This window comes from Rhizohabitans arisaemae, assembly GCF_025996515.1.
Taxonomy (GTDB): domain Bacteria; phylum Actinomycetota; class Actinomycetes; order Streptosporangiales; family Streptosporangiaceae; genus Rhizohabitans; species Rhizohabitans arisaemae.
Genome location: NZ_BLRH01000009.1, coordinates 384,481 through 400,191 on the forward strand (window position 1 = coordinate 384,481; position 15,711 = coordinate 400,191).

Sequence of the window (15,711 nt, forward strand, 5' to 3'; positions counted from 1 at the left end):
GCCGGGCCGCTAAGGGCGACACAATCCCCAACCGGATAGGCGAAGTCGCCAAGAAATCGAAGTGGATTTCAAATATCTGGCCCATTCCCATAAGAACCCCGAGAACTGGGGCGATCGGTGAAATTCCCCACCCGATCCGAGGCCGCTCATGGCGATCGCCATCCCTACCGGCAAACAGTGGATATGAGGGGATTCGGCCACTGACGTGCAGGAATGAAGCCCGACATAGACATTGACCGAATTCGTCAAAGATAATTCGATCGTCCTGTTGTTCGCGAGCCCCATATCGCGGTGTGACACCCCATACCGCGCCGTCAATGCCCGACGACCGTCCCCGGTCAGGGCGACAGAAGGGTCGACCCCCCATGAAGCGAACATTTCCCTTGCTCGCGCCAGTGGTCGCGTTACTGCTGGCGACCTTCGGCGTACTGATCGCCCAATCCTCGGCCCACGCGGCCAACCTCCTGGCCAACCCCGGATTCGAGACCGGGGTGCTCTCCCCCTGGACCTGCTCGGGCGGGCTGGGCTCGGTGGTCTCCACCCCCGTCCGCTCCGGCACCAGGGCGCTCGCCGGAGCGACGAGCGGCTCCGACACCGCCAAGTGCGTCCAGTCGGTGGCCGTGCAGCCGAACAGCAACTACACGCTGACCGCCTGGGTCCGCGGGAGCTACGTCCACCTCGGCGTGACCGGCGGCGCGTTCCGCTGGACCACCTCCACGTCGGCGTACTCCCAGCTCACCGTCAACTTCACCACCTCGGCGAGCCAGACCAGGGCCGAGGTCTACCTGCACGGCTGGTACGGGCAGGGCACCTACCACGCCGACGACGTCAACTTCGACGGCCCCGGCACCCCGCCCGACCCCGACCCCACGATCACCGACACGGTCTCCCCCTCGCCGTCCCCGACCGAGGCGACCTGCCCCCTGAAGCCACGGCCGGCGGGTAAGGTCCTGCACGGCTACTGGGAGAACTGGGACGGCGCCTCGAACGGGGTGCACCCGCCGTTCGGCTGGACCCCGATCACCGACCGGCGAATCCGGGACCACGGCTACAACGTGATCAACGCGGCGTTCCCCGTCATCCTCTCCGACGGCACCGTGCTGTGGGAGGACGGCATGGACAGAACCGTCAAGGTCGCCACCCCGGCCGAGATGTGCGAGGCCAAGGCGGCCGGCCTGACGATCCTGATGTCCATCGGCGGGGCCACCGCCGGGATCGACCTCAGCTCCAGCGCCGTCGCCGACCGCTTCGTCGCCACCGTCGTCCCGATCCTCAAGCGGTACAACTTCGACGGCATCGACATCGACATCGAGACCGGGCTCACCGGCAGCGGGAACATCAACCAGCTGTCGCCGTCCCAGGCCAACCTGATCCGGATCATCGACGGCGTGCTCGCCCAGATGCCCGCCGGCTTCGGCCTCACCATGGCCCCGGAGACGGCGTACGTCACCGGCGGCAGCATCGTCTACGGCTCGATCTGGGGCGCCTATCTCCCGATCATCAAGAAGTACGCCGACAACGGGCGGCTGTGGTGGCTGAACATGCAGTACTACAACGGCAGCATGTACGGCTGCACCGGCGACACCTACCAGGCGGGCACGGTGCAGGGCTTCGTCGCCCAGACCACGTGCCTCAACAACGGCCTGGTCATCCAGGGCACCACGATCCGGGTTCCCTATGACAAGCAGGTCCCGGGTCTGCCCGCCCAGCCCGGCGCCGGGGGCGGCTACATGCCGCCGCCCCAGGTGACCCAGGCGTGGAACAGCTTCAGCGGCCAGCTCAAGGGTCTGATGACCTGGTCCATCAACTGGGACGGGTCACGGAACTGGACCTTCGGCAACAACGTCAAGGCCATCCAAGGCCGCTAGTCGGCTGATCAAGGGCCACTCCCGGTACCCGGGGGTGGCCCTCCCCCGCCCGGAAGGGCCCGTCAAGCGCCGAACGACGTCCCGCCGCGTCCGTCCGGGGCCGCGGCCGTCGAGGAGCGGACGATCAGTTCCGGCTGGAAGAGCAGTTCGCCGTGGCGCATCGGCTCGCCGCCGATCAGGCCCACCAGGGTGTCGGCCACGGCCCGGGCCATCGCCCGTACCGGCTTGCGGACCGTGGTGAGCGGGGGATCGACGAAGGCGACCAGCGGTGAGTCGTCGAAGCCGACGACCGAGACGTCCCCGGGTACGACCAGGCCGCGATCCCGTACCGCGGCGATCGCGCCGAGGGCCATCAGGTCGCTCGCGCACACGATCCCGGTGCAGCCGAGGTCGAGCAGGGCGCCCGCCGCCTGCCGGCCGCCCTCCACGGTGAACAGGGAGTGGCGGACCGGGCCGGCCGACCCCAGCAGCTCCGCCGTGGCCCGCCGGAACCCCTCGCCCTTTCTGATCACGGGGACGAACCGCTCCGGCCCGGCGGCGAACCCGATCCGCTCATGGCCGAGCTCCACCAGATGGGTCACCGCCTGCCGGGCGGCGAGCCTGTCGTCGGTCGACAGGCACGGCGCGCCGACGGCCGGGGCGCAGCCGTCGAGCAGGACGAGCGGCACACCCCTGCCGACGAGCCGGGCGTAGCCCGAGGCGTCGGCCGTGACGTCCGCGTGCCGTCCCGAGACGACGACGATCCCGCTCACCCCCTGCTCCACCAGCATCTCGACGCAGGCGTCCTCGGAGGCGCCGCCGGGAGTCTGGGTGCACAGCAGCGGCGTGCACCGGTGCGGGACGAGCGCCCGCTCGATCGCCTGGGCGAAGACCGGGAAGATCGGATTGTCCAACTCGGGGATGATCAGGCCGATCAGCCCGTGCGCCCGCCGACGGAGCCGCGAAGGCCGTGCGTAGCCGAGACCGTCCACGGCGTCGAGCACGGCCCGGCGGGTGGCGTCGGCGACCGAGGACTTGCCGTTGAGGACGCGGCTCACCGTGGCCTCGCTGACCCCGGCCCGCGCGGCGATGTCGGAGAGACGAGCGGAACCCACGGCCACAGGCTATCCGGCCGCCCACCACGCGGCGGAGTCCGGCGGCAGCAGCACCGAACCGTCGCCTGCGGCCGGGGGCGCGCTCGCCAGCAGCAGCCGGCCGGGGACGGTGAGCTCGACCGGTTCCGCGCCGGTGTTGACCGTGCACCAAAAGCCCGGCTCCCGGGAGAAGACCAGGGTGTGCTCGGGTGAGGCGTGCCAGCGCAGCGTCCCGTCGCCGAGGGCCGGATGCCCGGCGCGGATCGCGAGCGCGGCGCGGTGCAGGGCGAGCGTCGAATCGGGGTCGGCCTGCTGGGACTCCACGCTCAGCGGACCCCAGCCCGCGGGAATGGGGAGCCAGGGCGCCCGCGACCCGGGCGGCGAGAACCCGAAACCGGGGCCCTGCGCCGACCAGGGGATCGGTACCCGGCAGCCGTCCCGCCCGCCCCCGGGCTCACGGAACCGCTGGGGGTCGTCAAGCACCTCCTCGGGCAGGTCCAGCACCTCGGGCAGGCCCAGCTCCTCCCCCTGGTAGAGGTAGACCGAGCCGGGGAGCGCCAGGGTGAGCAGCGCGGCCGCCCTGGCCCGGCGCAGGCCCACCTCACCGTCGCCGTACCTGGTCACATGGCGTTTGACGTCGTGGTTGGAGAGCACCCAGGTGGTGGGCGCCCCCACCGAGGCGGCGGTGGCCAGGGAGTCGTCGACGACCTCGCGGAGTGCGCGGGCGTCCCACTCGGCGGACAGATAGTGGAAGTTGAACGCCTGGTGGAGTTCGTCCGGACGGACGTACCGGGCGAGCCGTTCGGGGGTGGGCGCCCAGGCCTCGGCCACCCCGATCCGCTCCCCCGGGTAGGAGTCGAGCAGGGTCCGCCAGCGGCGATGGATCTCGTGCACCCCGTCCTGGTCGAAGTAGGGCAGGACGGTGTGCGCCAGCATCCTGACCTGGTCCCGGTGTCCGACGTCGGGCAGCCCGGCCGCCTTGACCATGCCGTGCGCCACGTCGATCCGGAAGCCGTCCACCCCGAGGTCCAGCCAGAAGCGCAGGACGTCGTCGAACTCGGCGTGGACCTCGGGGTGTTCCCAGTTCAGGTCGGGCTGCTCGGGGGCGAACAGATGCAGGTACCACTCCCCGTCGCCGGCCCGGGTCCAGGCGGGCCCGCCGAAGACCGACTCCCAGTCGTTGGGCGGGGCGTCGCCGACGCCGGGCCGGAAGATGTAGCGGTCGCGTTCGGCGCCGCCGGGCCGCGCCCGTACCGCCTGCTCGAACCAGGTGTGCCGGTGGGAGGTGTGGTTGGGCACGACGTCCACGATGACCCGGAGCCCGGCGCGGTGCGCGTCGCCGATCAACGCGGCCGCGTCGCCGAGCGTCCCGAAGCGGGGGTCCACGTCCCGGTAGTCGGCGACGTCGTAGCCGCCGTCGGCCATGGGCGAGGGGTAGAACGGGGTGATCCAGACGGCGTCGACGCCGAGGTCGGCGAGGTACCCGAGCCGGCTGCGGACACCGTGCAGGTCGCCGAGCCCGTCCCCGTCGCCGTCGGCGAAACTGCGGATGTACACCTGGTAGATGACGGCGTCACGCCACCACGGGGTGGTCCGCTCCGTCTCGGGGGCCTGAGTTGTGGCGGGAGCCTCCGCCGATCCGCTCGCAGGCAGGGCGGCCTGGATGAGCTCCGTCACACTAGTCCCCCGATCACATGAAAAATCGTGATTTGTCTGCTTAGAAATCGCCACGGGGAACATAACAGGCAGACGACCCTGGTGGAAACCCTTGCAGAAAGTTTCCGCAAGACGCGACTTGATCGCGTGGGGCACCGGCCCCCACCGGCCGGACGACCCCACGCGATCAAGAAGGCGACCTCGGACTCATCGCCGCCGCGACGGCGGCCCCCCGCCCCGCGGCGACTCCGAGGCCCGGCCGCGCGCCGCGATGTCCTGGGCATCCCGCCGCACGGCACGTCCGGGCATCCGGTACGGCCTCAGGCCGGAATCGGCTCGGCGGAGGCCACCATGTCGACCACGCGCGACGGTTGATTGATCTTGCACATCTGCAGCTCTATGCCGACGCCCGGCACGTTCACCAGATAGCAGGAGCCCGAGCGGCGCCCCACGGTGACCGAGGCGACCTTGGCCCTGGCCTGGAAGACGGCGAGCTCCGGCACGTGCCAGGTGGCCGGTTCCACCCGGTTTTCGTACAGCTTCATCCGGATGAGATGAGAGATCACGCAATGGTAACCGCGGAGGCGGAGCAGATCCCTGACCACGGTGAGCTCCCGGTGATGCCGCTCCGCGATATGGGGGCTGACCTGCGCCTCTTCCATCGGTGCCGACATCGTCTGTCCCATCTTCATGGCAAAAAGCTTGGAGGAGGAAGCAATCCGATGTAAGACCAGAAGACTGGGCAAATCGCTGGGCAAATGCCTAGCCTGTATTGGTCGGATTCTGACTTCCCCTCGAAATGGTCGGACCATGGTCAATGATCGGTTGCGCCTGCTCAGAGATCATCACCAGTGGACGCAGGATCAGGTCGCACTCCAGGTTCGCGAGCTCGTTTATGCCGCGACCGGGTATAAGCCACCTTTTGACGCTCACTACCTATCTCGGTTAGAACGTGGTCAAATCACCTGGCCCGGTAAGGACTACCGGGCCGCTCTTCGCACGCTTTTCGGAGTGCAGACCGATGATCAGCTTGGGTTTCGTTACGTGAGACGCCGAGATTTCCTCACACTGAGCGCCACCGCACTTCTCGTTCCGACCCCGACGGAGATCGAAACGGCCCGGGGCATCTTCGGCGGCGTCGTCGCCGGCGACCCGGGGCCGCTCACCGAGCTGCAGACGAGCCACCACATGGACCTCGCCATCGGGGGCCTCGCCGCCAGGGACAAGGCGTCCGTCCGCTACCTGACCCGGTGGATGGGGGAAGGGTCGAGCGCCCTGCTCCGGGTCAACAGCGCCGGCATCATCGCCAAACTGCCCATGCAGGACCACGCGGACGACGTCATCTCCGCCCTCCGCCGCGACCCCGACACCCGGCACCTGTACATCACCGCGGTCGCGGCCCGCGTCCTCACCCTCGACCGGCAGGACGCGGGGGCGGTCGTCATCTCGATCGGGAAGCGCGGACTCGGCCTTTCCGCGGAAGAAGCGGAAACCGCCGTCCAGCGATTCGCCAAGGAAATACATAACCCGCGCGACGTGGCCGCGCGGTGGTGTTCGGCGGTCATGCTGGGAGAGCTTCAACAGACCAGCGGCTCATCGGTCAAGGAGACCCTGAGCCAGGCCCTCCGCCTGGAACCGTGCCGGGAAAACCTCCGCACGATCGGAACAATACTCGCGGGGCAAGCCCCTTACTGAGGAGGCATTCGTGTTCGTCATCGAGGTGCGACCGGGCCAAGAGGTCGTGGAAACCCTGGAACACGAGGTCAAGAAACTGGGGATTCTCCACGGCGCCGTCGTCTCCCTGATCGGCTCCGTGGACGAGTGCTGCATCTCCAACATGCCCGCCCACGACGCGACCGAGGAGACCCTCACCGACTACAGCGAACCGTTCGAACTCTCCGGAACCGGCGAGATCGTGGACGGCAAGCCCCACCTCCACGTCGTTCTCGGGCGGCAGGACGACAAGGCCCTGGCGGGCCACCTCCACTGGGGCAGAGTCCGCACCTGGTTCGTCCGCGCCTACGTCACCGCGCTGGACTGACCCGCCCCACGAGCCGGTCGCCGGGCTGTGGCGTCGCCGCATCCCGGCGACCGCTTTTCGGTCCCATCTCGAAGCGCCGTATCCCCCACCTGGGGATCTCCGAATTGTTTGGTCGCCGGGCAGGGCCTGCCAAACAATCCCGCGGTGACTAAACCTGGTGTCGCAAGGCCCCGGCGGGACGCTTTCGCTCCGGCCCGGGGCACGCTTCGACCTTCCTGAGAAGGGGACCATCAGTGAAGAGCATCACCAAGGCAGTCGCGCTCACCGCGGCGGCGGTTCTCGCGGGGACGGTGTTCGCCGGATCGGCGAACGCCGCGAACCCGGCCGACCCGACGGCTCCCGCCGTCGAGGCGCCGTCCGAGCAGGAGTACACGGCCGCGGCCACCCTGCCCTGCCGGGGCGGCTCGGTCACCTTGCGCAAGCCGTGGCGGTCCGGTCCGCACATCCTCACCTCCTCCACGATCGTCTGCGCGAGCGACACCGCTCCGCTCAACCGGATCGGGTACGTCGACGTCCGGCTGGACCAGTACCGAGGCCTCGGCATCTGGCGCAACAAGGCGAACGAGAAGATCTCCATCCGCAACGCCGCGATCAGGACGACCCTCACCCCGTCCTGGAGGTGCTCGGGCGGCAACCAGCTCTACCGCAACCACACCGAGGGGTACGTCAAGGAAGGTCTGGCCGGGCCGAAGGAGTTCTCCCACAAGTCCGAGAAGCGCCTGACCTGCTGACCTGATGACACGGGGGTGGGGCGGCCACCCGTCGGCCGCCCCACCTCCCGGACGAGACCGCGCGGCCTCCCCCTCCGATCCGCACCCCGGTGCGGCACCCGGCCACAGCCTTTCGCGTGGCCGGGTGACCCGCAGCGCTTCTCCGGCGGAACCGAGAAGCCACCCACCGCCGATCCGAGGACGGGGCACCGCGCCCTCGCACCCCACCCGCGGCCCGGGCCGCGCGGTCTCTCCCCCCGATCCGCACCCCGGTGCGGCACCCGGCCACAGCCTTTCGCGTGGCCGGGTGACCCGCAGCGCTTCTCCGGCGGAACCGAGAAGCCACCCACCGCCGATCCGGCGACACCGGGGGGTGGAACACCTCCCTCGCGACCCACCCCCCGCCACCCGAAAGCGGCTCATCCGGCGCCGGCCCCATCGGGGCAAGGGCCGGCGCCGGATGAGCACGGCGCCACCCCCGCGGCATACAGCGGGGGTGGCGCCTCCCCGTCACCGTCGAACCGTCCGCAGGCCGTACGGACTTTCGGTCGCCGGGCCCATGCCGTCCCGGGGCCTTGGTCGCGGGCGCCGTACGGACGTTCGGTGAAGGCCGCGGCGATGCCAGGCACCCGGGCGAGCCGGTCGCGAATCTTTATTGTTTGCCCGCTCATCGGGGGGCTGGCAAACAATCGGGCGGTCGATAGACCTGATGGCGCACCCCGGACCGCGGTGGCCCCCGCGGTCCGGGTCGGAAATCCACCTTCACGAAGAAGGGACCATCAGTGATGACTACCCAGCGAATCGCCGCGGCAACCGTCGCGATGCTCACCGGCGTGACCCTGCTCGCCGGCCCGGCCGCCGCAAGTACCGCCGCGGCGCCCGCCAAGGCGGAGTCCGCGTCCGCGGCCGCCCCCCAGTCCATCCCGTGCCGCGGCGGCTACGTCCGAATGGCCTCCCCGTGGCGGTCCGGCTCCTCCATCAAGGTCTCCACCATCGCCCACTGCGACACCGTTCCGTGGAGCAGGGTCGGTTACATCGAGGTCAACCTGGACCAGTACCGAGGGGTCGGGATCTGGCGCAACAAGGCCAGGAAGTCGTACAGCGTCAGAGCCCGCGGCTTCACGGTGACCCTCCAGCCGACGTGGCGGTGCTCGGGCGGCAACCAGCTCTACCGCAACCAGACCAAGGGATGGATCGTCGAGGACCGCAGGCGCGACTTCAAGCGTACGGTGCCCAACCGCCGGATCAGCTGCTGACCGGGAACCCGTGACGACGGGGGCCGGGGTGTCCGGCGCGGCACCCCGGCCCCCGTCGCCGAGTCCACCCGGCAGACCGGCGCGCGGCCCCGGCGGACCGGCCGTCCCGACATCCAAGGAGAGGAAGCCGATGAACTCACGTGGGAGACATGTCCTGTCCGGCGTCCTGGCGGGGGCCGTGCTCGTCGGCACGCTCGCCGGCTGCGGGGACGCCGAGGCCGGCAAACGGCGGTACATCGCCGAGGTGGAGGCGGTCTGCGCGGCGGCGGGGCAGGAGACCGACCCGGAGCGGCATCCGGTCGAGTCCGCGGCGGACCAGGTGACGGAGCTGGAACGCGCCGCCTCGGCGATGGGGACCGCCGCACGCCGGATCCAAGCCATCGAGCCGCCCCCCGCGGACGCGGAGCGGGTGAAGACCGGCTTCATAGCGCCCGCCGGGAGGCTCGCCGCGCGGATCGACGGCTACGCGCGGCAGGCCAAGGCCGCGCTGGCGGCCCGGAATCAGGCCGAGGTCGACCGTATCGTGGCGGCGTCGCTGGACCCGGATCAGGACGAGAAGGCGATGCGGGCCTTCGCCCGCGCCTACGGGTTCACGCTCTGTGCCGGGGAGGAACCCGGTCAGCCCCCGAGCGAAAACCTGAACGGTGTTGCCGACCCCTCGTGACCCGGATAGGTTCCCGGATCACCGCCCGGGGACCGGGCCTCGCGTGGCCGGCGTCCGGCGTACCGAGCCCGTCGTTTTGTTTGGCGCGCCGAATCGGGCTGCCAAACAATCCCCGGGTCGGTAGACCTGACGGCGTACGGCAGGCGGGGACGTCCCCCGTGACGTCCGCCCGAGCCCACCCGGTACCCCAGCCCCAGGAGCCACTGTGAACACCCCCAAGGCCCTCGTCGCCGTCGCCACCGCGCTCGCGGGCATCCTGATCACCACCCCGGCGAGCGCCGCCGGGACCGCTCCCACCGTCGCCGCGTCCTCGCCGTACCGGCCCGCCGCCCAGTTCAGCCTGCCGTGCGCCGGCGGCTGGCTCCGCATCGAGGTGCCTCAGCGGAGTGGCAACACGGTCAAATCCTCGGTGACCGCCCGCTGCGCCCGCTCCCTTCTGACCCGGACCGGGTACATCAAGGCCACGCTGGAGCGGCGGGTCGGAGGTGCCTGGATCCCCACGACCAGGGGAAGCCAGTCCCTCGGTTCGGGCGCTTACACCAAGACCTTCCCGCTCCGGGTGACCTGTGCCCGCGGCTCCTCGCAGTACCGGACCCGCGCCGAAGGATGGATCAAGGAGGGTTCGGGGGCGAAGCGGCCGTTCTCCCGGGTGAGCCCGCTCAAGCGGATCACCTGCTGACCGCGTCCCCCGATCCGCCGGGAGGTCGGAGCAGGTTTTCCCCACCCTAATTGCATACATTTCATGATCTGAGTAGGTTTGTGGGCCTCTAGAGCGTCGCTGTCTCTCGTCGGCGAAGGGGCACCCAAGCGGTGGGTCGTCTGGAAAGCCCGGTGGACCCGGCCGAGGGGCCTGTGCAACGCCTCGCCTACGAGCTGCGCAAACTCCGCCAGGAGGCCGGTGGGCTGACCTACCGCGCGATGGCCCGGCGGGCGGGGTACTCGGTCACCACCCTCTCCCAGGCCGCCGGGGGTGAGCGCCTGGCCTCACTCCCGGTCGTCCTCGCCTACGTGCAGGCGTGCGGCGGGGACCTCGCCGAATGGGAGGAACGCTGGCACCTGGCCGACCGGGAGCTCGCGGACGACCTGGACGAAGGGGCGGAGGCCGCGGCGCCGTATCTCGGCCTCTCCTCCTACGACTCAGGCGACGCCGACCGGTTCTTCGGGCGGGAACGGCTCGTCGCCGACCTGCTGGATCTGCTGAAACGGCAGCGGTTCGCCGCGGTGTTCGGCCCGTCCGGCAGCGGCAAGTCCTCCCTGCTGCGGGCCGGGCTCACCACGGCGCTCCGCCGGGAGTCGGGTGACGAGATCCGGGTGCTCACGCCCGGTGAGCACCCGATGGGCAACGCCGACCGCTTCCGGCCCGGCGGGTCCGACACCGACGTCGTGATCCTCGTCGACCAGTTCGAAGAGGTGTTCACGCTCTGCCGGGACCAAGCCGAGCGGACCGAGTTCATCGACCTGATGCTCACCCCGCGGTCGCGAACCCGGGTGGTGCTGGCCGTACGGGCCGACTTCTTCGGGCGGTGCGCCGAACACCGCGAGCTCGCCGAGGCGCTCCGCGACGCCAACCTGCTGGTCGGGCCGATGGACCGGGAGGAGCTCCGCGAGGCGATCGTGCGGCCCGCCCTGGCCGAAGGCGTGATCGTGGAGCGGACCCTGGCCTCGGCGATCATCGCCGACGTCGCCGACGAGCCGGGGGCGCTCCCGCTCATGTCGCACGCGCTCCGGGAGACCTGGCGCCGCCGCCGGGGCAAGATGCTGACGCTGGCCGTGTACGAGAGCATCGGCCGGGTGCACGGGGCGATCAGCCACACCGCGGAGATCCTGTACGGCCGGCTGACGCCGGCGCAGGCCAGGACCGCCCGGCGGATCCTGCTCCGGCTGATCATGCCCGGCCGTCGGGCCGAGGACACCCGCCGACCCGCCTCCCGGGCCGAACTCGACCCGCTCCGGGACGCCGACACCGCGCGGGTCATCGAACTGCTCGCCGGGGCCAGGCTCCTCACCCTCCACCACGACACCGTGGAACTCGCCCACGAGGCCCTCATCGCCTCCTGGCCCCGGCTCCGCCGCTGGGTCGACGAAGACCGCGACCGGCTGAACGCCCAACGCCAGCTCACCCAGGCCGCCGAGACCTGGGAACGGCACGACCACGACCCCGGGGCCCTGTACCGCGGAGCGCGACTGGAGGTCGTGGGCAGGCTCCTCGACCTCCCGGAACACCGCGACGACCTCACCCCGCTGGAGCGCCGTTTTCTGCACCGGAGCACGGCGCTCGCCCGGCGCGAGGCCCGGATCAAGCTGTTCTTCGCCGTCGTGCTGGTGATCCTGCTGGTCGTCTCCACCACCGCCGCGGTGGTCGCCTTCTCCCAGACCGACCTCGCCGAGTCCAGGCTCGACGAGGCGACGGCCCGGCTGGCCTCGACCCGCGCCGCCACGCTGCGCGCCGTCGATCCCGCCGCGGCCCGGCGGCTGAGCGTCGCCGCCTGGCGGATCGCCCCCGTCCCCGAGGCCAGGGACCAGCTCATCGACTCGATGATCGACCCCGCGACGGACGTGTTCACCGACCCCCACAACGCGGTGGGATCGGTGCAGACCCTCAACGCGGACGGCACCCGGCTCGTCGTCTACACCCCGGGGTCGGGGGGCGAACCCGGCGCCCTGCGGATCCACGACCTCGGCGGCGGCGGCTCGATCGCCCGGCTGAGCTGGACGAACGAGGACGGGGTGAGCGCCCTGGCCGTGAGCCCGGACGGCGCGACGGTGGCGGTGGCCGGCCCGACCGGCACCCGGCTGTGGCGCGTCGGCGGACAAGAGCCCACCGGCCCCGCCTTCGGCCCCGAGGTGCTGCCCGGCGAGTACGAACGGGTGGAGTTCGGTCTGAATCCGGACCTGCTCACCATCGCCGCCGGCGGCGTGGTCGAGACCTGGGACGTCCGCCGCGGCATCCCGTTGCTCGCCGAGCCGGTCGCCGCGATCAGCCCGGACGGACGGCTGGCCCTGGTCATCCCCTCGGTCGCGCACGACTCCCTGGTCGCCGACGCGGACGTCGCCGCCGGATCCCTCACCCGGCGGGGACCGGCGCGCACCCGGCGGGTCGAGTTGTGGGACCTGCGCAAGGGCCGGTCGATCCGAGCGTCCTGGCTGCCCAAGACCGCGACCGTCGGCACGTTCAGCCCGGACGGAAAGCGCCTCGCCCTGTCCACCAAGACCGGGATCCGGGTGTTCGACGCGAGTACCGGCGACGAGCTCACTCCCCCGATGCTCCCACCCGCCGAACGGGTGACGTTCAGCCCGGACGGCCGATTCGTCGCCGGAGCCGTCTCCACCGGCCTGGTCCACCTGTGGCGGGCCGACGACGCGACCCTGCTCACGTCGCTTCCGTTCGCCTCGACCCGGTCGACACCGGTCCCCCGGATCTCCGGCGACGGGCGGCTGCTCCGGGTGAACGGCGCGTTCGGCGCCGTCAACACGTTCGACGTCTCCGCGCACCTCCGGCCGACGGTGCTCGGGCCGGGCGACGGCGAACGACGGTTCAGCCCGGACGGCCGCCTCCTGGCGGTGGGCGACGACCGCGAAAAGGCGTGGCGGGTACGCGTCTTCGACGTCGCCACCCGCAGACAGCTCGGCCCCCCCTTGGCGGCGGGCGAGCCACCCGGCGAACCCGGTCTCCCGGCGCAGGGCCCGTACCATCCCGTGTTCGGCCCCGACGGCCGCACGCTGGCGCTCACCCACCCCGGCTCCCCGACGGTCTCCCTCTGGGACATCGCGACGGGGACCCGGATCGGCGACATCCGCGTGCGGGCGCGGAACGCCGCCGGGGTGCGGGCCCTGGCGTTCTCCCCCGACGGGGCCACCGCCGCGCTGGGCGTCTACGCCCCGCAGGCGGTCGACCCCGAGGTGGAACTGTGGCACGTCCCCAGCCGGACGTGGACCGGAACCGTCACCGGGGTGAGCGGGGACGTCCTCACCTTCAGCCCCGACGGCCGGCGGCTGTACGCGGGCGACGGGTTCCAAGGGGTGTCGGTGGACACCGTGACCCGGCGCGTCCTGCCGAACGGGCCCGACGTCCGCGCCGGAGGGACGGTGCTGTTCGCCGGCGACCGGGCGGTGACCGGGGACAGCGCGGGCCGGCTCTCCTTCTGGAGCCCCGACCTGCGCGAATCCCTGGGTCCGTCGTTGAACGCGCATGCGGAGTCGATCAGCGCGCTGGTCGCCTCCCCCGACGGCGGCCTGCTCGCCTCCGTCGCGAACGGCGAGGAGATCGTCCGGATCTGGGACCCGTACGGGCGCCGGCCGGTCGGTTCGCCGATCAAGCTGCCCACCGAGTCCCGCCCCGCGGTGGCGTTCCACGGAAAGACGCTGCTGATCTCCTCCCCGGACGGGACGCTCCACGAGATCCCCGTCGACCCCGAGACCGTAGCCGCCCGGATCTGCGCCCGAGACGGCGACCTCTCCGCCGCCGAGTGGCGCCGCCACATCCCCGAACTGCCCCCGCGCAGCTGCCGCCGATCCCCCGGCGAGTGATCGGCGCAGCCCCGGAACCCCGGACCGGCACGTCGGCGGAACCCCCGTGGCGTTGTTTGTTTGCCTGGTCACAGGGGGGCTGCCAAACAATCACCCCGTCGATACACCTGATGGCGAACGGCCCCGGGCGGTGGATTCCTCTCCCCCTTCGGCCCGGGGCCGGCCCACCTACGACCGAAGGACGCCATCGAATGAAGACGACATACAAGCTCGCCGCCGCGATCTCGATTCTCGCCGGAGCCCTGCTCGCCGCCCCGGCCGCCGCCGCGGCCCCGGACGAGGCGCGGACCGCCTCCCCTCCCCCGGTGGTCGTGTCCAAGCCCATCCCGTGCAAGGGCGGCTACACCCGGGTCACGTTCCAGCGTGCCGGGGCCGACCTGCGTACCACGGTGACCGTCCACTGCGACGCCTACCCGGGGCGGCGGAGCGGACAGATCCGCGTGGACCTGCGCGGCGCCGGCATCGGCGTCCCACCGGCCCCCGTCCAGATCACGAACAGGGCGTTCACCAAGACCTTCACCGCGAAGCAGCGCTGCCGCCCCGGTAAGCAGGTCCGCCGGGTGGTGGTCGGCGGCGTGATCAAGGAGGGGTCCCGCCCCGCGAAGCCCTTCAACGTCACCGTCGTCCGCCGGGTCGGCTGCTGACCCGCGAACCGTGAACACCCGGGGCGCTCCCCGGACACCCCGGCTCCCGTCCAGACCTCCCCACCTTAGGAAGCGTCCATGCGAATCGCCGGAATACTCACCACCCTCGTAACCGCGACCGCCCTCACCGGGACCCTGCCGATCTCTCCCGCCGTCGGCGCGCCCGCCACCACGGGCCCGGCCCAGACGGAAACCGCGGCGGCGGCGCCCGCCGTCCGGAAGCCCATCCCGTGCCGTGGCGGCTTCGTCCGGATCAACCCGCCCGTAAAGATCGGAAGAACCGTCAAGGCCTCCGCCACGGTCTACTGCGCCGCATACCCCGGGCCCCGGAGCGGCCACATCGGCTTCGGACTCCAGCCTCGCATCGGGATCCCGACGCTGCCGTTTCGGGTAACGTCACGGCCGGTCCGGAAGACCTTCACGGTGCAGGCCGCATGCAAGCCCGGCAGGCACCTCTACACCGCCACCGTCAAGGGGGCGATCAAGGAGGGACGCGGCCCGTCGCGAACCTTCCAGGTCCAAGCGGCAACACGTATCTCCTGCTGATCGACGTCGCGGTGCGCACCGGAACCGGTGCGGTGCCACGGACATGAACAACCGGGGGCTCCTTGGCGGCGCCCCCGGCCCCATGACAACCTCCCCGTCTCAGGAGCCGTCAATGCAGACCATCAAGATTCTTTCCGTCGTCGCCGGCGCGACCGCCCTCATCGGGACCCTGCTCACCTTCCCCGCCACCGCGGAAGCGGCCCGGCCGACGACCGCCCCGGTGGCCGTTCCCGCCGCTGCTTCGGCCGTCGTGAAACCCCTGCCGTGCCGGGGCGGCTCGATCGAGGTCCCGACCCCGCGGCGGAGCGGCAACAGGGTCAAGGCCACCGTCGTCGCCAAGTGCGCCGCCTATCCGGGCTCCAGGACCGGAAGGCTTGGGGCCAGGCTTGAGCGGCTGGACAACGGCCGCTGGAGGGTGGTCTACCGGGTCCCCATGCGTGTGTCGAGTGCTCCGTTCGTCAAGCGCCTGCCCCAGGGTGTCGCCTGCGCATCGGGCACGGACTTCTATCGCGTCGCCGCCCATGGGTGGATCAAGGAGGGGTCGGGCCCGAAGAGGAGGTTCTCCGTGACCGGCCCGGTGGCAAAGATCTCCTGCTGATCGGAACCCGCCGGGGCGTCCCCGCGACGCCCCGGCTTCCCGGGCCGGGCCCGACGGGACGGCTAGGTGATCCGGCCCTGTCGGGTGGGACAAATCGCGATTGGACAGTCTTCTAACATGAATTGCGG

At 71.1% G+C, this 15,711-nt stretch carries 14 protein-coding genes; 11 read left to right on the plus strand and 3 right to left on the minus strand.

Annotated elements, in window-relative coordinates:
• The first annotated feature begins 395 nt into the window (after positions 1-395).
• On the plus strand, positions 396-1,868 hold the full coding sequence (locus RUR_RS02715; protein WP_283133232.1) for a glycosyl hydrolase family 18 protein: 1,473 nt from the start codon (positions 396-398) through the stop codon (positions 1,866-1,868).
• A 62-nt stretch (positions 1,869-1,930) separates the two neighbouring features.
• Here RUR_RS02715 and RUR_RS02720 read toward each other — a convergent pair whose 3' ends face one another.
• From RUR_RS02720 to RUR_RS02730, 3 genes are all read right to left on the minus strand, one after another.
• Complete coding sequence (locus RUR_RS02720) at positions 1,931-2,962, minus strand: LacI family DNA-binding transcriptional regulator (protein ID WP_283133233.1); 1,032 nt, start codon at positions 2,960-2,962, stop codon at positions 1,931-1,933.
• A 9-nt stretch (positions 2,963-2,971) separates the two neighbouring features.
• Positions 2,972-4,618, minus strand: coding sequence for a glycoside hydrolase family 13 protein (locus RUR_RS02725; protein ID WP_428846913.1), 1,647 nt, complete (start codon positions 4,616-4,618; stop codon positions 2,972-2,974).
• 299 nt (positions 4,619-4,917) lie between these two features.
• Complete coding sequence (locus RUR_RS02730; RefSeq protein WP_283133234.1) at positions 4,918-5,289, minus strand: hypothetical protein; 372 nt, start codon at positions 5,287-5,289, stop codon at positions 4,918-4,920.
• 352 nt (positions 5,290-5,641) lie between these two features.
• Between RUR_RS02730 and RUR_RS02735 the strand changes: the two genes are divergently transcribed.
• The 10 genes from RUR_RS02735 (at position 5,642) to RUR_RS02780 (ending at position 15,583) form a co-directional block, all read left to right on the plus strand.
• Complete coding sequence (locus RUR_RS02735) at positions 5,642-6,292, plus strand: hypothetical protein (protein WP_283133235.1); 651 nt, start codon at positions 5,642-5,644, stop codon at positions 6,290-6,292.
• 10 nt (positions 6,293-6,302) lie between these two features.
• On the plus strand, positions 6,303-6,638 hold the full coding sequence (locus RUR_RS02740; RefSeq protein WP_283133236.1) for a PPC domain-containing DNA-binding protein: 336 nt from the start codon (positions 6,303-6,305) through the stop codon (positions 6,636-6,638).
• A 233-nt stretch (positions 6,639-6,871) separates the two neighbouring features.
• Complete coding sequence (locus tag RUR_RS02745) at positions 6,872-7,369, plus strand: hypothetical protein (protein WP_283133237.1); 498 nt, start codon at positions 6,872-6,874, stop codon at positions 7,367-7,369.
• Positions 7,370-8,133: 764 nt separating this feature from the next.
• The gene (locus RUR_RS02750) at positions 8,134-8,604 is read left to right on the plus strand and encodes a hypothetical protein (protein WP_283133238.1); all 471 of its coding nucleotides are present in this window, start codon (positions 8,134-8,136) and stop codon (positions 8,602-8,604) included.
• A gap of 130 nt (positions 8,605-8,734) precedes the next feature.
• The gene (locus tag RUR_RS02755; RefSeq protein WP_283133239.1) at positions 8,735-9,268 is read left to right on the plus strand and encodes a hypothetical protein; all 534 of its coding nucleotides are present in this window, start codon (positions 8,735-8,737) and stop codon (positions 9,266-9,268) included.
• A gap of 205 nt (positions 9,269-9,473) precedes the next feature.
• Complete coding sequence (locus tag RUR_RS02760) at positions 9,474-9,947, plus strand: hypothetical protein (RefSeq protein WP_283133240.1); 474 nt, start codon at positions 9,474-9,476, stop codon at positions 9,945-9,947.
• Positions 9,948-10,078: 131 nt separating this feature from the next.
• Positions 10,079-13,795 (plus strand): nSTAND1 domain-containing NTPase, encoded by a 3,717-nt coding sequence (locus RUR_RS02765; protein ID WP_283133241.1) that lies wholly within the window; start codon positions 10,079-10,081, stop codon positions 13,793-13,795.
• Positions 13,796-13,986: 191 nt separating this feature from the next.
• Entirely contained in the window at positions 13,987-14,439 is a 453-nt protein-coding gene (locus RUR_RS02770) for a hypothetical protein (RefSeq protein WP_283133242.1), read from the plus strand.
• A gap of 78 nt (positions 14,440-14,517) precedes the next feature.
• Complete coding sequence (locus RUR_RS02775) at positions 14,518-14,985, plus strand: hypothetical protein (protein ID WP_283133243.1); 468 nt, start codon at positions 14,518-14,520, stop codon at positions 14,983-14,985.
• A gap of 112 nt (positions 14,986-15,097) precedes the next feature.
• Positions 15,098-15,583 carry a hypothetical protein gene (locus RUR_RS02780; protein WP_283133244.1) on the plus strand — a complete coding sequence of 162 codons (486 nt, stop codon included), beginning with the start codon at positions 15,098-15,100 and terminating at the stop codon, positions 15,581-15,583.
• The last annotated feature ends 128 nt before the right edge of the window (positions 15,584-15,711 follow it).